Source organism: Kitasatospora sp. NPDC057512, from assembly GCF_042802135.1.
Taxonomy (GTDB): domain Bacteria; phylum Actinomycetota; class Actinomycetes; order Streptomycetales; family Streptomycetaceae; genus Kitasatospora.
The window spans coordinates 16,462-32,808 of record NZ_JBHVET010000015.1 but is presented as its reverse complement, the minus strand read 5'-3'; the positions used below and the strand labels follow the sequence as shown (position 1 = coordinate 32,808).

Below are 16,347 nucleotides of genomic sequence, written 5' to 3'. Positions count from 1 at the left end.
CCTTGGGTACTGCTCTTGTGCTCATGGTGGCGGCTGTCGGGAGCCGCCGGCGGACCCGTCGGGGTCCACGAGCGATCAGATCATCAGAGGATGGTCAGACAGCGGTGACGTTCTCCGCCTGCGGGCCCTTCGGGCCCTGGGTGACGTCGAAGGTGACCGCCTGGTTCTCCTCCAGCGAACGGAAGCCGTTCGCGTTGATGGCGGAGTAGTGGACGAAGACGTCCGGGCCGCCGCCCTCCTGGGCGATGAAGCCGAAGCCCTTCTCAGCGTTGAACCACTTGACGGTTCCCGTGGCCATGCCGTTCTCCTTGCGAGGCGTGTCGGGGGCCACACCGTGTGGCACCCGGTCCGCTGCGCTGATCGCCCTGCCTCCGGACGTGTCCGAAATTTTTCGATATTGCTGAAAAACTACAAAAAGCCTGCGGTTACATGCTCCGCAGGCTTCAAGTACTGCAAGGGGAATCAAACTGCAACTGAGGGCAACGCTAGCATGCGGCCGCTGTGACGACCAGAGGTCACTTACGGCGTGGAAGGCGCGTGTCGTGGGGTGGTTCTGAGGCGCTCACAGGGGCCGGGGGCAAGGCCGTTGCGGGTGTTCGTCGGGTCGGTTGGCGGGTGGCCGTCGGCCGGTTGTCGGCCGGTCGTCAGGGTGTTCGTCAGGCCGGTCATCAGGATGGTCGTCAGGGTGTTCGTCAGGGTGGGGGCGGGTGTGGAAAGGCCCGCCGGCGGCGCGTGAGGGCGTGTCGGGTGGCCGGTGCGAACCACCGCCGACAGCAGGCATACGCTGCGGGGAGGCACGAACAGCAAGGGAGCGGCGCAGTGGCAGCACCGGAAGCACGAACACCGGACGCGCGGACGCGGGAGCCCCGGCAGGACACCCCGGTCAGGCCGCGGGTCGGCCACATCCAGTTCCTGAACTGCGTCCCCCTCTACTGGGGGCTCGCCAGGACCGGCAACCTGCTCGATCTGGATCTCACCAAGGACACCCCGGAGAAGCTGAGCGACCAGCTCGTCGACGGGGCCCTGGACATCGGCCCCATCACCTGCGTGGAGTACCTGCGCAACGCGGACGACCTGCTCGTCCTGCCCGACATCGCGGTCGGCAGCGACGGCCCGGTGATGTCCTGCCTGATCGTGAGCAAGGTGCCGCTCGCCGACCTCGACGGCCGCCGGGTCGCCCTCGGCTCCACCAGCCGCACCTCCGTACGGCTCGCCCGGCTGCTCCTGGAGGAGCGCGAGGGCGTGCGCCCGGACTACTTCAGCTGCCCGCCGGACCTCAGCGCGATGCTCGCCGAGGCCGACGCCGCCGTCCTGATCGGGGACCCGGCCCTGCGCGCCTACCTCGGGCAGGCCGCCGACCTCGGGCTGACCGTCCACGACCTCGGCGAGATGTGGAAGGAGTGGACCGGACTGCCCTTCGTCTTCGCGGTCTGGGCGGTGCGGCGCGACTTCGCCGAGCGCGCCCCGGAGCTGACCGCCGCGGTGCACCGGGCCTTCCTGGAGTCCCGCGACCTGTCGCTGGTGGAGGCCACCAAGGTCGCCGAGCAGGCCGCCCGCTGGGAGACCATCGGGGCGGACGTGCTGGAGCGGTACTTCAGCGAGGCGCTCGACTTCTCGCTCGGCGAGCGGCAGCTGGCCGGGGTCACGGAGTTCGCCCGGCGGGTCGCGCACGACAGCGGGTTCGCCCCGGACGTCGCGGTGCGGCTGCTGGAGCCGGCGGCGCTGCCGCTGGGGTCGTAGGGCCCGTCCCCGCACCCGCCCGCGGGGCGGCGGGAGTGTGACGACAGGCCCCCGGGGGCGCGCGGTTCGACGCCTGGCCCCGTTCCGGTCCGCGGGCCGGGCGGGGCCGGGCCCGGCCCGGTACGGTCTGCACCCGAGGCGCGTCCGGCTGACGGTCGGTCGGCCGGGTGGCCACTCGGCCCCGGCGGTCGGCGGTCGGCGGTCGGCGGGGCGCGCGGCCGAGCGGGCGAGGGAGCGTACGGGGATGCGGGCACTGGGGTCGGACGATCCGCGCCAGGTGGGCGGCTACCGGCTGCTGCGGCGGCTCGGCTCGGGCGGGATGGGCCGGGTCTACCTCGGTCGGACGGCCGGCGGGCGCACCGTCGCCGTCAAGGTGGTGCGGCCGGAGCTCGCGGACGACGCCGAGTTCCGCGCCCGGTTCCGGCAGGAGGTGGCCGCCGCCCGGCAGGTCGGCGGCGAATGGACCGCGCCGGTCCTGGACGCCGACACCGAGGGCGGGCAGCCCTGGGTCGCGACCGGCTACGTGGCGGGCCCCGCGCTCGGCGAGGCCGTCCGGACGTACGGGCCACTGCCCGAGTCGGCCGTGCGCTCGCTCGGCGTCGGACTCACCGGAGCGCTGGCCCACGTCCACGGGCTCGGCCTGGTGCACCGGGACGTCAAACCCTCCAACGTGCTGCTCACCCTGGACGGGCCGCGGCTGATCGACTTCGGGATCGCCCGGGCACTGGATGCCGCCGGCGGCCTCACCCGTTCCGGTTACGTGGTCGGTTCGCCCGGCTTCATGTCACCCGAGCAGGCGAACGGACAGGCGGTCGGGCCCGCGGGGGACGTCTTCTCGCTCGGCGCCGTCCTCGCCTTCGCCGGGACCGGCGTGCACCCCTTCGGAGAGGGGGTCAGCGCGGCCGTGCTGCTCTACCGGGTGCTGCACGAGGAGCCGGACGTGGCCGGGCTGCCCGAGCCGCTGCGGGGGACCGTCCTCGCCTGCCTGGCCAAGGACCCGGCCGCCCGCCCCACCCCGCGGCAGCTCCGCGACCGGCTGGATCCGGACGGCACGGCCGCCACCCGGCTGTCGCAGGGCGGCTGGCTGCCGGCGGAGCTGGCGGCGGGGGTGGGGCGCAGTGCGGTGGGGCTGCTGGACATGGATCTGGATCCGGAGGGGGCTCCGGGGGAGCCGGGGGCTTCGGGTGCCTCGGGGGCTTTGGGGGTGGCGGCGTCCGGGGGCGGGCCGCAGGGCGAGGGGGATCAGCAGCCGCTGTGCGCGGGCGTCTGGGACGAGCGGGCGGGGGCGCGGCCGCGGCGCGTCCGGACCGGGGTGGCGGTCGCGACGGCCGTGGCGGCGCTCGCGGTGCTCGGGGGCGGCGGGTACGGGCTGTACGGGTGGCTGCACCGGGCCGAACCGGCGGCCTCGGGGCCGTCGCCCTCGGTGGGGCCGCTGCCGGAGGTGTCGGTCGATCCGAGTCAGGCCGTCCTGCCGAGCGGGGCCTTCGGCTCCGGGGTTGCGCCGGCCCCCGGCGCTCCGGGGAGCGCGACGGCGTCCGTCCCGGGCGCGGCGCCACCGGGGACGGCCGTCCCGGGCGCGGCGCCACCCGGGACGGCCGGGCCGAGCGTGGTGCCCGCCGCCTTCCTGGGCACCTGGAGCGGGGACATGGCCACCGACAAGGGGCTGCCCGCCGGAACCACCACGCTCACCGTCCGGCCGGCGGCGATCGGCCAGGAGAGCACCACCAGCCGCAACGCCGTCTCCGGGCTGATCTCGATCAGCTGCGAGGGCGCCTGGACGCTCAAGTCGGCCTCCGCCACCGCGCTGGTGTTCCAGTCCCGACTGGTCCGCTCCTCGATCCCCGGCGCCTGCACCGGCGGCTCCAACGCGGAGACGCTCACCCTCCGGTCCGACGGGACGGTCCGTTTCACTTCCGCCGATCCGCCGGCCGGGAACCCGGCGGGCACGATGCGCAGGGCGAACGGCTGAGATGTGGTCCGGGGCGTTCCGCGGGTGGCCCGGGGGTGGTCCGGGGCGTTCCGGGCAGGTCCGCGCGCTGTTCAGCGGGCTGACGCGGGCGGCGGAATGTGCTGGCGTAGGCTGGTTCGGCCGTACCCGAGTAGCACTTGAGAGAGAGAAGGCCGCCAGGTGACCGAGCTCGCAGCGACCACCCTCGATGCGTCCAGCACCGACCTGAAGGCCGTGCTCGACCGGGCCGCCGCCGGCGGCCGGATCACCCCGGAGGAGGCGCTGGAGCTCTACCGCTCGGCGCCGCTGCACGCGCTCGGCTCCGCCGCCGACGCGGTGCGCCGCCGCCGCTACGCGGGTACCGAGCACATCGCGACGTACATCATCGAGCGCAACATCAACTACACCAACGTCTGCGTGACGGCGTGCAAGTTCTGCGCCTTCTACGTGCCGCCGAAGAGCGACAAGGGCTGGTCCCGCGAGCTCGACGAGATCCTGCGCCGCTGCGCCGAGACGGTCGAGCTGGGCGGCACCCAGATCATGTTCCAGGGCGGCCACCACCCGGACTACGGCGTGGAGTACTACGAGCGCGCGTTCTCGGCGATCAAGGCCGACTTCCCGCAGCTGGTGATCCACTCGCTGGGCGCCTCCGAGGTCGAGCACATGGCGCGGATCTCGGGCGTCTCCGTCGAGGAGGCCATCACCCGGATCCACAAGGCGGGCCTGGACTCCTTCGCCGGCGCCGGCGCCGAGCTGCTGCCGGAGCGGCCGCGCAAGGCGATCGCCCCGCTGAAGGAGTCCGGGGAGCGCTGGCTGGAGATCATGGAGATCGCCCACGGCCTCGGCGTGGAGTCCACCTCCACCATGTTGATGGGCACCGGCGAGACCAACGCCGAGCGGATCGAGCACCTGCGGATGATCCGCGAGGTGCAGGACCGCACCGGCGGCTTCCGGGCCTTCATCCCGTACACCTACCAGCCGCAGAACAACCACCTGAAGGGCTCGACCCAGGCCACCGTCTTCGAGTACCTGCGGATGATCGCGATCGCCCGCCTGTTCCTCGACAACGTCGCCCACATCCAGGGCTCCTGGCTCACCACCGGCAAGGAGGCCGGCCAGCTGTCGCTGCACTACGGTGCGGACGACCTCGGGTCCGTGATGCTGGAGGAGAACGTCGTCTCGGCGGCGGGTGCCAAGCACCGCTCCAACCTCACCGAGCTGATCCACCTCATCCGGGCCGCCGACCGCGTCCCGGCGCAGCGCTCGACCACGTACGAGCACCTGCGGGTGCTGGACGACCCGGCCAACGACCCGGTCGACCCGCGGGTCGCCTCGCACATCGCCTCCACGGCGATCGAGGGTGGCACCGCGCACCCCGAGCTGAAGATCCTGGACAACTGAGTCCTCGGTCCTCTTCCCTATCTTGTCGGGCCGGTGCCGGTGCCGTTGCCGCTGATGGCGGTGCCGGCGTCGGCGCTGATGTCGTTGCCGTTGTTGTCGAAGTCGAAGGCGCTGTTGTGCTGACTCTGCACCGGGCGGCGTTCGTGCTGCCCGACCCGGCCGATCCCACCGCCCCGTCCATCGCCGACGGGGCGGTGGTGGTGCGTGGCGAGCTGGTGGAGGCGGTCGGGCCGTACGGGGAGCTGGCGGCGGCGTACCCGGGCGCGCGGGTGCGGGACTGGGGGCCGGCCGTGCTCGCCCCCGGGCTGCGCAATCCGTACGGGCACTGGCTGCTGGAACGCGCGTACCACCCGGATCCGCGGGAGGAGGTCGGCGTAGAACCGGTGGCGGACGGGCTGGCCGGGTCCACCGACGAGGCGCGGTGCGGGGCCAGCGCCCGGCGGGGGCTGCAGCGGATGCTCGGGTGCGGGGTGACGGCGGTGGCCGGGCCCTTCGAGCGGGCCTCGGTGCGGACGGCGGTGGCGCGGTCGGGGGTCGTGGGGCTGCCCGGTTCCGCCGCGTCGTCCGGCGGGCTGGACGGCGGGTCGTCCGGCGGGGTGGACGGAGGGCCGGAGGACGGCGGTGCGCGGCCGTTGGACCCGCTGGCCGTCCTGCCGTTCGCGGAGGCCGTGCACGGGCGGGTGGCGGTCGGGGGTCGGGCGGACTTCGCGGTGTTCGCGACGTCCGCGGTCGCGGGGGGCGGGGGTGCGCAACCGGTGGCGGGCGGGTGCCTGGCCACGGTGCTGGGCGGGCGGTTGGTGTACCGCCGACGCTGAAACGGTGCCACGGCGGGTGTGACGTACTCGTCAGTAGCCGGATTTCCTTGTGGCGCACGGGACTTCCTTCGTGTGCACCCGAACTCCGGGGCCGGTACCGGAGAGTGATTGTCCCTTCATCGTGACCTGAGGGCCCGCCAGCGGATACGATCCCGGACAGCTCACCCACTCCGTACCCTCACCACACCACCGCCCGCGCCCGCGGGTGGCGGGGCCGTGTCCCCGGCCCCGAAGGCAAGCCAGGACAGGAACCATGCGAACCGCGACCGTTCCCCCGCCGCGCACCCCGCGGATGGGCCGTGGTTGGTACCTCGCCGCCGTGCTCAGCGCCGTGCTGGCCGTCGGCATGTGCCTGCTGGGTTGGCGTCAGGCCGACCAGGCCGACCGGATCGAGGCGCATCCGGTGAGAGTCGAAGGAGTCGTCACCCAGCTCCCGACCGGCGGCGGCACCTACAGCGCCGTCAGCTACCGGGCCGACGGGGAGCCGCACACCGCGGCCGCGCTGCCGCTCTCGGACAGCGCGAAGGTCGGCGACACGATCTGCCTGGAGCACGCCGCCGACGACCCGGGCGCGGTGCGGATCTGCGGCGACACCTACCCGCAGCCGGTCGGCGTGGGCCTGGCCCGGTTCAGCGTGCCGGTGGCCCTCGTGTTCTTCGTGATCTGCGTGCTGCGCATCCGGCGGCACCACAAGGCCCTCGCGGTCCGCAGCGGGCAGGGGGCGCTGGCCGCCAACCTCGCGCTGGCGGCGGGGGCGCTCGCGGACGGGATGCCCGCGATAACCCACGGCAAGCGGTCCCGGCGGCGGCGCCGCGCGGGCGGGCGGCGCGCCCAGCACTGACGGGGGCGTACGGGGGCGGCCCGGTCGGGGAGGACCGTAGGCCCGGTCGGTGAGCTCCGTGGGCCCGGTCGGTGAGGACCGTGGGCGTGGCCGGTGAGCTCCGTGGGCGTGGCCCCGTTGGTCGGGGTGTCCGTGCGAGGGTGAACAATGGGGGCGTGACCCGAGCCTCTCTGGACAAGCAGCCGCACGAAGTCGCCGCCATGTTCGACGACGTCGCGGCCAAGTACGACCGCACCAACGACGTGCTCTCCCTCGGCCAGGCCCGCGCCTGGCGCCGGGCGGTGGCCGAGGCGGTGGCCGCCGGGCCGGGGGACCTCGTGCTCGACCTCGGGGCCGGCACCGGCACCTCCTCGCTGCCCTTCGCCGAGGCCGGAGCGAAGGTCGTCCCGTGCGACTTCTCGGTCGGCATGCTCACCGAGGGCAAGGGCCGCCACCCCGAGCTGGCGCTCACCGCCGGCGACGCCACCCGGCTGCCGTTCGCGGACGACACCTTCGACTCGGTGACGATCTCCTTCGCGCTGCGCAACGTCCAGGACACCGACGAGGCGCTGCGCGAGATGCAGCGGGTCACCAAGCCCGGCGGCAAGCTGGTGATCTGCGAGTTCTCCACTCCGACCTGGACGCCGTTCCGGACGGTCTACACCGAGTACCTGATGCGCGCGCTGCCGCCGGTGGCGACCGCCGTCAGCAGCAACCCGGAGGCGTACGTCTACCTCGCCGAGTCCATCCGGGCCTGGCCGGACCAGCCGGGGCTGGCCGCCAAGCTCCAGGACAACGGCTGGTCGAAGGTCGCCTGGCGGAACCTGACCGGCGGGATCGTCGCGCTGCACCGGGCGTACAAGATCGCGTAGCCGGGCTCGGCGGGTCCCTGGCTCGGTCGCGCGGCTCGGTCGCGCGGCTCGGGGTGGGCGGTCCCGTTTCGTGGCTCGGGCCTGTTGCCCGGGTCCGTGGCCCGGGTCCGTGCCCGGTCGCCCGGCTCGGGTTGACGGTCGGGGCTGACGGGCGGAGCCGGAGGTCGGGGGCGGGGGCGCATCCGGTGGCGTGAGCGGAACTAGACTGCCGGAGACAAAGCCGCCGTCCCCCGCCGCAGTTCCAGGAGTGTGTCCACGTGTCCGAGACCGCAGCCGATCTGACGAAGCCGGACAGCCCCGTCGAGAGCACGGCCGACGTCATCGTGGTCGGCGCGGGCCCGGCCGGCGCCACGACCGCGTACTACCTGGCCCAGGCCGGGCTGGACGTGCTGCTGCTGGAGAAGACCGCCTTCCCGCGCGAGAAGGTGTGCGGCGACGGCCTGACCCCGCGCGCCACCAAGCAGCTGGTGGACATGGGCATCGACGTCTCCACCGAGAACGGCTGGCTGCACAACAAGGGCCTGCGCATCATCGGCGGCGGCGTCCGGCTGGAGCTGGACTGGCCCGAGCTGTCCTCCTTCCCCGACTACGGCCTGGTGCGCAAGCGCGCCGACTTCGACGAGCTGCTGGCCCGTCAGGCGGAGAAGGCCGGCGCGCGGCTCTACGAGCGCTGCAACGTCAGCGGGCCGGTCCTGGACGAGCGCACCGGCCGGATCGTCGGCGTCACGGCCAAGCTCGGCGACGAGAAGCGGCCGGTCACCTTCCGGGCCCCGCTGGTGGTCGCCGCCGACGGCAACTCCACCCGGCTCTCGCTCGCCATGGGCCTGCACCGGCGCGAGGACCGCCCGATGGGCGTCGCCTACCGCACCTACTTCACCTCGCCGCGCCACGACGACGACTACCTGGAGTCCTGGCTGGAGCTGTGGGACACCCGCGAGGGCGAGCGCAAGCTGCTGCCCGGGTACGGCTGGGTCTTCGGCATGGGCGACGGCACCTCCAACGTGGGCCTCGGCATCCTCAACTCCTCGCCGGCGTTCGGCGAGCTGGACTGGCGCGAGGTGCTCAAGGCCTGGTGCGCCGGCATGCCGGAGGAGTGGGGTTACACCCCCGAGAACATGACCGAGCCGATCCGCGGCGCCGCGCTGCCGATGGCCTTCAACCGGCAGCCGCACTACACCCGCGGCCTGCTGCTCGTCGGCGACGCGGGCGGCATGGTCAACCCGTTCAACGGCGAGGGCATCGCCTACGCGATGGAATCCGGGCAGATCGCCGCCGGGGTCATCGTGCAGGCCCTCGCCCGGGTCACCGACGGCGGCCGCGAGCGCGCCCTCCAGGCCTACCCGCGCATCCTCAAGGACGTGTACGGCGGTTACTACACGCTGGGCCGCGCCTTCGTGAAGCTCATCGGCAACCCCAAGGTGATGCAGATCGCCACCCAGCGCGGCCTCACCCACCCGATGCTGATGCGCTTCACCCTGAAGCTGCTCGCCAACCTCACCGACCCGCAGGGCGGCGACGCGATGGACCGGGTGATCAACGGCCTCGCGAGGGTCGCGCCGAACGCCTGACGCCGGGGGCCTGGGGCCTGGGGCCAGGGGCCAGGAGCCGGGGGCCGGACGCCTGGGCCGAATGCCTGTGTTGGGGCCGGCGGGGACGTCCGACCCCGTCGGCCCTACGGCTCTTCGGCCGCCCGGGGTGCCTCCGGTGCCCGGCGGGAGGTGGCGGAGCGCTGCTCGACGTAGGCGAGGCGCTCGCTGAAGATCCGGGCCGCGTCGGGGGTGAGGGTCCTCAGGGCGACGAGGGCGGTGAAGACGACGTCGCAGAGCTCGTGCTGGACGTCCTCCCAGGTGTGGGTGACCCCCTTGCGCGGGTTCTGGCCGGTGGCGCCGATCACCGCGGCGCCGACCTCGCCGACCTCCTCGGAGAGCTTGAGGATCCGCAGCAGTCGCTCCTCCTGGGGCGACTGCGTGCTCTGCTCGTCCAGCCGTGCCACCAGGTCGTCGACGCTCTCCCAGATCCGGCTGTCCATGCGGCGTTGCTCCTGCTCCCACGCGGTGTCGTTGGTGCTGCCACCGTACGGGAGCGGGGGCGGGCGGGAGCGGGCCGGGGTTGTCCGGCCCGCCGGGTCAGCGGGCGCTGATCTTCACGTTGCGGATGTTCACCGGGAGGTTGGGGAAGCCGTCGCCCGGGTTGTTCTGGTCGTCCTCGCCGCCGGCGGCGATCTTCTGGAGCACGTCCAGACCGGCGGTGATCCGGCCGAACGGGGTGTAGGCGGGGGAGAGCTTGGTGTCCTTCCAGACGAAGAAGAACTGGCTGCCGTTGGTGTTCGGGCCGGCGTTGGCCATGGCCACGGTGCCGGCCGGGTAGGTGGCGCCGGTCAGGTTCTCGTCCGGGAACGAGTAGCCGGGACCGCCGCTGCCCGTACCGGTCGGGTCGCCGCACTGGAGGACGTAGATCCGCTGGGTGGTGAGGCGGTGGCAGTGGCTGCGGTCGAAGTAGTCGTGCTCGGCGAGGAACCGGAACGAGAAGGTGGTGCAGGGCGCCTTGTCGGTCAGTGCCTCGAAGCTGATCTGGCCCTGGCTGGTCCGCAGTGTCGCGCGGTAGGGCTTCGCCGCCTTCTTGGCGTCGAACACCGGGATGCCCTTGAAGTTGTCGGCCGGGACAGCCGGTGTGTAGGCGCAACCGGTAGCGGGGGTCGCGGCCGCGGGGGTGTCCGCGATGGCGGTGCCGGTGCTCGCCACGAGCGGGAGGACGGTGGCGGCGGCGACCAGCGCCCAGTGCTTGCGCTTCACGTGACGGGCCTTCCGGGGGGTGGTGGACGGCGGTGTTGTCATGGGTGCATCATCCACGGCCGGGTGGGGATGCGGTAGGGGTTGGGGCGGCCGGGGCTCCCCGGGCGGCGACAGTGTGATGGTTTGTCAGTTCTGCTCCGGGGCGGTCGTGGTGGGGGTGAAGAGTCCGGCGCGGGCGGCCAGGGCCGCGGCGTCGGCGGCCCGCTCGGCGGTGCGGGCGTCCAGCGGCTCGCCGGAGACGAACAGGCGGTAGTAGAGCGGTGCGGTGGCGGCCCGGACCACCTCGGCGCCGTCCGTCCCGACGGGCAGCTCGCCCCGGGTGACGGCCCGTTCGGCCACCTCGGCGGCCTGGCGGTGGCGGGCCGCGAAGAAGGCGCGCAGGGCGGCCGCGCCGGTGTCCGAGCGCTGGGCGGCGGAGATCAGCGCGGTGGGCGTGGGGCCGAGCTCCGGGTCGGTGAAGACGCTGAACACCTCCTGGGTGATCCGGCGGAGGTCCTGCTGGAGGTCGCCGGTGTCGGGCAGGGGCCAGGGTTGGTCGGCAGAGGCGGTCAGGGCGTCGGCGACCAGCCCGTCCACCCCGCCCCAGCGCCGGTAGAGGGTCGCCTTGTGGACGCCGGAGCGGGTGGCGACCGCCTCGACGGTGAGCTCGTCGTACCCCTTCCCGGCGACCTCGGCGAGCGTGGCGGCGACCACCTCCGCCCGGACCCGGGCGCTGCGGCCGCCCGGGCGCGGGGTGGGGGTGTGGGGCTCCGGGGCGGAGTGGGTGGCCCTAGTCAAAGTCGACTCCAGTCGCATTAAGGCTTGCTGTGGGGTGGTAGTCGTGCCATGCTCATCGTAATGCGACTCATGTCGCATTACGAAAGGAGTCCGCGTGTCCGCCACCGCCATTCCCGACCCCGCCGTCCTCCACCCGCTCGCCGGCCACGACCGGGTCGTCCTGCTGCGCCCGCTCGTCACCGACCCGCGGATCGAAGTCGGCGAGTACACCTACTTCGACGACCCCGACGGTGCCACCCGCTTCGAGGAGCGCAACGTCCTCTACGCGCACGGCCCCGAGCGGCTGGTGATCGGCAAGTACTGCGCGATCGCCACCGGCACCCGCTTCCTGATGGCCGGCGCCGCCCACCCGACCGTCGGCGTCTCCACGTTCCCCTTCACGATGTTCGGCGGCAGTTGGACCGAGCGGACCCTCGACATCGTCACGGGCCTGCCCAGCCGGGGTGACACCGTGGTCGGCAACGATGTCTGGTTCGGCCACGGGGCCACTGTCCTGCCCGGCGTCCGGATCGGCGACGGTGCGATCATCGCGGCCGGAGCGATGGTCACCGCCGACGTCGCGCCCTACACCGTCGTCGGCGGCAACCCGGCCCGCCCGATCCGCCGCCGCTTCGACGGCGCCGACATCGAGCGCCTGCTCCGTGCGGCCTGGTGGGACTGGCCGGCCGAGCTGGTCACCGAGCACGTCCGCGCCATCATGTCCGGCACCCCGGCCGACATCGAGGCGATCGCCGCGGCGAACGGTCTGCTCTCCGCCTGACCCATCCGTGCCCGTGCAGGGCATTGATCATCGGGGGCCCGGTGCGCGAAGATGGCGCCCCCTTGCTCCGCGTTCCGCCCTGTCCACTGCCGGGCCTTCTGCCCGGCTCCTGGGTCCGTCCGACGCCGTACGGTACTCGCGCCCGCCGGTTCCGTCCGTTCGGAGGGATCTTTCGCATGCCAGCCTCCTTGTCCGATCCGTCCGAGGGTTCGTCCTCGTCGGTCCTTCGTGATCTTCCGGTCCTGCTCGTGGCCGTGGTGTGGGGGTCGAGCTTTCTCGCCGTCCAACGGGTGGCCGAGCCCGGGACGGTCGTGGCGATGCTGGTGCTGCGGTTCGGCCTGGTGCTGCCGCTGCTCGGGCTGGTCGCCTGGCGTGCGCTGCGGAGGCTGAGCCGCGCCGAGTGGCTCGGCGGCGCCGCACTGGGGCTGGTGCTCAGCGGGATCTTCCTGCTGGAGACCTACGGAGCCGTGCACACCTCCGCGACCAATGCCGGGCTGATCATCAGCCTCGCGATGGTGCTCACGCCGCTCGGCGAGAGCGCACTTGCCCGGACCGCGCCGCCGAAGGCCTTCATCGCGGCCGCCGGGCTTGCCGTCCTCGGCGTCGCCCTGCTCACCGGCGACGGCGGGCTGCGCCCTCCGGCACTCGGTGACCTGCTGGTGCTGGGCGCCGCCCTCATCCGCTCGGCGTACGTCCTCGCGATGGCCCGCACCCGGGCCGTCCGCGACACCGACATGCTCGCCGTCACCTGGGTCCAACTCGCGGTGGCCACCGGCGTGTTCGCCGCCGTCGCGTTCCTGGTCGGACCCGCGCCGTGGGCGGTCGCGCGTTCGTACGGGGCCGGCCAGTGGGGCTGGCTGCTGCACCTGTCCTTGTTCTGCACCTTGTTCGCCTTCTTCGTCCAGATGTGGGCCGTGCGGGCCACCTCGCCCTCGCGGGTGAGCCTGCTGCTCGGTACCGAGCCGCTCTGGGCCGCCGTCTTCGGCATCACCGTGGCCGGGAACCGCATGGGCCCGCTCGCCCTGCTCGGCGGAGCCCTGGTGCTGGTCGCGACCGAGTGGGGCCGGCGCACTGCACCCGTTCCCGTTCCCGTTCCCGTTCCCGTTCCCGTTCCCGTTCCCGCTCCCGCTCCCGCTCCCGCTGCCGCCCCGGCGTCGCGCCCGGCCGGGGGCGAGAGCGAGAGTGGGACCGACGCCGTGGGGCCGGGCGCGGAGCCGGCTCCGGTGTGACCCGCCGCCCTCGTCACCGGCGCCGCCGCAGCGTCCGGCGGGCGTAGTCGAGGGCGACCGCGCCGAGCAGCGGGCCCCAGGCGACCAGGGGCAGGTAGGCGAGCGTCATCACCACGGCGGCGAAGCCGCGCGGGGAATCCGGCTCGGCCAGGTTGTGCGCCCAGCCGCCGAGCAGTGCCGCCGTGCCGACGTAGGTGAGGACCGCCGAGCCCAGCAGCGCCGGGACGATCGCGGCGAGCGGCCGGACCCGACGGCCGCCTATCAGGGGGATCCACCGGGGCGCCACCAGCCCCCAGGGCCGGACCAGGCCCAGGGTCAGGAAGGCCAGCGCCTCCGCCAGGGCGCTCAGCGCCACGCAGTAGACCGTGCCCCAGCCCGGCTGGTGCGCACGGAACGCCGCGGCCGTCGCGCCGGTGAAGCCGACCGGGACGCCGAAGCCGAAGGCGATCCGCCACAGCCCCGAGGGGATGGTGCTGAGGACGGCGGCCCTGGCGGCGAGCCGGGCCCAGCGCGGGGCGGGCGGGACGTCCGGGGCCGCCACCGCGGCCCGGTGGGCGGTGCCGCGGGCGGTGATCACGAGCTTCGACATGGTGGTGGACTCCCTTCGGCTCCGGCCTCCGTGGCCGGTGCGATGACTCAAGACTGGAGGCCCGCCAGGGGTTCGCGGCAGATGCCGATCGGGCTGTTCCTCCTGCTCAACCGGCCTTTGAAATATGCCGATCGGCACAGGCGCGCCGCCCGGGCGGCGTCGTAGTGTGACGGCAGTCGAAGGGTTGAGAAGGGGTGATGACGATGACTCAGATCCTGTCCGGGATCGTCCTGGTCCTGGTGCCGCCGGCCTGGGTGGCGCGGGGGCGGTACGGGGCGGCGGCCGTGACCATGGCGCTCGGGGCGGCGTCGGTCGTGGTCACGGTCGCCGTCTGGCTCCTCGGCCGCTGGACGGAGGGGCAGCGCTGGGCCGGGCTGTCGGGCCTGGTCGAGCTGGCCGTCCTGCTGCTGTCGGTGGTCGTCAGCCTGCGCGCCGAGGACGGCCCGCGGTGCGCGGCGGCGGCCTGGACGGCCTGCGGGGCGGTCGCCCTCTGGCCGTCCCGGTTCGCGTTCGTCGAGGGGCCCGCGGACACGCTCACGCTCTTCGGGTTCGGATCGATGCTCTCCCTGCCGGCCGTCCTGGTCGGGCTCTACCTGCGGGGCCTGGACGAGGGGCGCCGCAAGGCGGTGGCCGAGGCCAGGCGGGCGCAGCGACTCGAACTGGCCCACGACCTGCACGACTTCGTGGCGCACGATGTCAGCGGCATGGTCGCCCAGGCCCAGGCGGGGTCCTATCTGGCGGGGATCGATCCGGCCGGCGCGGCCGAGATGTTCCAGCGAATAGAGCAGGCCGGGCAGCGGGCGCTGGCCTCGCTGGACCGGACGGTACAGCTGCTGCGCAGCGATGAGCACGGCGGCCGTGGTCCGCAGCCCGGACTCGCCGAACTCGCCGAGGTGGCCGAGCGGTTCACCGCGACGGGCGGTGTGAACGTCCGCCTGGAGCTGCCGGAGGAGCCGGTGCCACGCGAGGTGGAGGGCACCGTCCACCGGATCGTGGTCGAGTCCCTGACCAATGTCCGGCGGCACGCTCCGGCCGCGCGGGCGGTCGAGATCCGGGCCCGCCGCAGCGGTGGACGGCTGGAGCTGACCGTGACCAACGACGGTCGGGCACCGGGCTCGGCGGGGCGGCCGCGCCGGGGCGGCGGCAGCGGACTGCCGGGGTTGGCGGCCCGGGTGGAGGCCCTCGGCGGTTCGCTGGAAGCCGGCCCGTACGAGCGGGAGGCCTGGCGGGTGACGGCGGTGCTGCCGCTGGAGGAGGCCGGCGCGGGGTCGGCGTGATCGTGGGAGCCGACGAGGTTCGGCAACGGGGAGAGGTGTGGGACATGGGCAGTGGCACAGGGCCGGTTCGGATCCTGATCGCGGACGACCAGGCGGACGTCCGCAGCGCGTTCCGGATGATCCTGGACGTCCAGCCGGACATGGTGGTGGTCGCGGAGGCGGCGGACGGCGCCGCGGCGGTGGCGGAGGCACGGAGGCTGCGGCCGGACGTGGTGCTCGCGGACATCCGGATGCCGAAGCTCGACGGCCTGGAGGTCACACGCCAGTTGGCCGACCAGTGCAAGGTGATCGTGGTGACCACCTTCGACCTGGACGAGTACGTGCACACGGCACTGCGGCACGGAGCGGCCGGGTTCCTGCTGAAGCGCTCGGGGCCGGTGCTGCTGATCGAGGCGGTCCGGGCGGCGATGGCCGGGGACGCGTTGATCAGCCCGCAGGTCACCGTCCGGCTGCTGCGGCACATGGCACTCCCGGGCGCGGAGCCGAAGCCGGGCCTGAGGACGGGGCTGGGGTCGGGGCCGGGCGTCAAGGCGGCGGCAGCGGCTCCGCAGCCGACAGCCGGGCCGACGGAGGAACTGACCACGAGAGAAAGGGAGATCGCCGAGCTGGTGGCAGACGGTGCGACCAACGCCGAGATCGGCGCAGGGCTGTTCATCTCACCGGGGACGGTGAAGAACCACCTCGCCAACGTCCAGCGCAAGATCGGAGCCCGTAACCGGGTGGGCATCGCGGCCTGGGTCTGGGAGCAGACGGTCGGTCGCCAGTAGCGGGCCCCTGGCTCGGAGCGCGAGAGTCCGGGCCAGGGCAGGCCAGGCAAGGCAAGCCCAGGCCCGGCAAGCCAAGGCAGGCCAGCGCAGGCGGCCAGGCCCCGGTCCGGTGCCCGGAGTGCGAGGGTCCGGGCACCGGCGGGCAGCGCCGGAGCGGGGTGGCGGGCGTGCGGGAGAGGGGGAAGGGAACCCCGCCCGACGGCAGGCTCGCGCGCTTGTGAACGAAGGGTCAAGCGAGCGTTCGGGCCCCCGCCACCCCTGCGAGTGAGCCGCTATAACACGTCAACATGACGTCTGAAAATTTGCGCCCTACGGCGCATGGTTGATATAGGAACACGCCCCTGACCTGCCACTTCACAAGTAAATGCGACTGCTTGTGATCATTTGACTGCTTTGCGTCGACAAATCTGGGCATGTTCACATTCGACCCCATTTACAGGGTGTCGTAGATCACAAAGATGGCGTTGAACTGCGTGTCGCAGATCACAAGCCGACGGGCATAAGATGCGCTCGTTCCAGGCTTTGTGAACTGCCTCACATGAGGTGGATCTCGGGAACCG

At 73.2% G+C, this 16,347-nt stretch carries 16 protein-coding genes; 11 read left to right on the top strand and 5 right to left on the bottom strand.

The window, feature by feature from the left end; translation table 11 throughout:
- Positions 1 to 94: 94 nt before the first annotated feature.
- Positions 95 to 298: a cold-shock protein gene (locus ACFU6K_RS02480; protein WP_045692393.1), complete on the bottom strand. Its 204-nt coding sequence runs from the start codon at positions 296 to 298 to the stop codon at positions 95 to 97.
- A 605-nt stretch (positions 299 to 903) separates the two neighbouring features.
- Here ACFU6K_RS02480 and ACFU6K_RS02475 point away from each other — a divergent pair.
- The 7 genes from ACFU6K_RS02475 to ACFU6K_RS02445 all read left to right on the top strand — a co-directional run bounded on the left by ACFU6K_RS02475 (position 904) and on the right by ACFU6K_RS02445 (position 9,164).
- Positions 904 to 1,740: a menaquinone biosynthetic enzyme MqnA/MqnD family protein gene (locus ACFU6K_RS02475; protein ID WP_380660430.1), complete on the top strand. Its 837-nt coding sequence runs from the start codon at positions 904 to 906 to the stop codon at positions 1,738 to 1,740.
- A 244-nt stretch (positions 1,741 to 1,984) separates the two neighbouring features.
- Complete coding sequence (locus tag ACFU6K_RS02470) at positions 1,985 to 3,709, top strand: protein kinase (protein ID WP_380660427.1); 1,725 nt, start codon at positions 1,985 to 1,987, stop codon at positions 3,707 to 3,709.
- A 159-nt stretch (positions 3,710 to 3,868) separates the two neighbouring features.
- Positions 3,869 to 5,089, top strand: a complete 1,221-nt coding sequence (gene mqnC / locus ACFU6K_RS02465; RefSeq protein ID WP_380660426.1) for a cyclic dehypoxanthinyl futalosine synthase — start codon at positions 3,869 to 3,871, stop codon at positions 5,087 to 5,089.
- 116 nt (positions 5,090 to 5,205) lie between these two features.
- The gene (locus tag ACFU6K_RS02460) at positions 5,206 to 5,904 is read left to right on the top strand and encodes a hypothetical protein (RefSeq protein ID WP_380660425.1); all 699 of its coding nucleotides are present in this window, start codon (positions 5,206 to 5,208) and stop codon (positions 5,902 to 5,904) included.
- A gap of 253 nt (positions 5,905 to 6,157) precedes the next feature.
- A complete protein-coding gene (locus ACFU6K_RS02455) occupies positions 6,158 to 6,745 on the top strand; it encodes a hypothetical protein (RefSeq protein WP_380660424.1) in 588 nt (195 codons plus the stop codon).
- A gap of 155 nt (positions 6,746 to 6,900) precedes the next feature.
- On the top strand, positions 6,901 to 7,596 hold the full coding sequence (locus tag ACFU6K_RS02450; protein ID WP_049651181.1) for a demethylmenaquinone methyltransferase: 696 nt from the start codon (positions 6,901 to 6,903) through the stop codon (positions 7,594 to 7,596).
- Positions 7,597 to 7,874: 278 nt separating this feature from the next.
- A complete protein-coding gene (locus ACFU6K_RS02445; protein ID WP_380660429.1) occupies positions 7,875 to 9,164 on the top strand; it encodes a geranylgeranyl reductase family protein in 1,290 nt (429 codons plus the stop codon).
- Between the two features lie 104 nt (positions 9,165 to 9,268).
- Here ACFU6K_RS02445 and ACFU6K_RS02440 read toward each other — a convergent pair whose 3' ends face one another.
- The 3 genes from ACFU6K_RS02440 to ACFU6K_RS02430 form a co-directional block, all read right to left on the bottom strand.
- Positions 9,269 to 9,625, bottom strand: a complete 357-nt coding sequence (locus ACFU6K_RS02440) for a MazG-like family protein (RefSeq protein ID WP_380660423.1) — start codon at positions 9,623 to 9,625, stop codon at positions 9,269 to 9,271.
- A gap of 97 nt (positions 9,626 to 9,722) precedes the next feature.
- Positions 9,723 to 10,430 carry a peptidylprolyl isomerase gene (locus tag ACFU6K_RS02435; RefSeq protein WP_380660422.1) on the bottom strand — a complete coding sequence of 236 codons (708 nt, stop codon included), beginning with the start codon at positions 10,428 to 10,430 and terminating at the stop codon, positions 9,723 to 9,725.
- A gap of 84 nt (positions 10,431 to 10,514) precedes the next feature.
- Positions 10,515 to 11,165, bottom strand: coding sequence for a TetR/AcrR family transcriptional regulator (locus ACFU6K_RS02430; protein WP_380660420.1), 651 nt, complete (start codon positions 11,163 to 11,165; stop codon positions 10,515 to 10,517).
- 94 nt (positions 11,166 to 11,259) lie between these two features.
- Between ACFU6K_RS02430 and ACFU6K_RS02425 the strand changes: the two genes are divergently transcribed.
- Together ACFU6K_RS02425 and ACFU6K_RS02420 are read left to right on the top strand one after the other, a co-directional pair.
- Positions 11,260 to 11,925: a CatB-related O-acetyltransferase gene (locus ACFU6K_RS02425; RefSeq protein WP_380660419.1), complete on the top strand. Its 666-nt coding sequence runs from the start codon at positions 11,260 to 11,262 to the stop codon at positions 11,923 to 11,925.
- 176 nt (positions 11,926 to 12,101) lie between these two features.
- Positions 12,102 to 13,154: a DMT family transporter gene (locus ACFU6K_RS02420; protein ID WP_380660418.1), complete on the top strand. Its 1,053-nt coding sequence runs from the start codon at positions 12,102 to 12,104 to the stop codon at positions 13,152 to 13,154.
- A gap of 13 nt (positions 13,155 to 13,167) precedes the next feature.
- Here the strand turns inward: ACFU6K_RS02420 and ACFU6K_RS02415 are convergent, their stop codons facing one another.
- Positions 13,168 to 13,743: a hypothetical protein gene (locus ACFU6K_RS02415; RefSeq protein ID WP_380660416.1), complete on the bottom strand. Its 576-nt coding sequence runs from the start codon at positions 13,741 to 13,743 to the stop codon at positions 13,168 to 13,170.
- Between the two features lie 197 nt (positions 13,744 to 13,940).
- Here ACFU6K_RS02415 and ACFU6K_RS02410 point away from each other — a divergent pair, with 197 nt between their 5' ends.
- On the top strand, positions 13,941 to 15,020 hold the full coding sequence (locus ACFU6K_RS02410; protein ID WP_380660415.1) for a sensor histidine kinase: 1,080 nt from the start codon (positions 13,941 to 13,943) through the stop codon (positions 15,018 to 15,020).
- A 44-nt stretch (positions 15,021 to 15,064) separates the two neighbouring features.
- Positions 15,065 to 15,787, top strand: a complete 723-nt coding sequence (locus tag ACFU6K_RS02405; protein WP_380660413.1) for a response regulator — start codon at positions 15,065 to 15,067, stop codon at positions 15,785 to 15,787.
- Positions 15,788 to 16,347 lie beyond the last annotated feature (560 nt).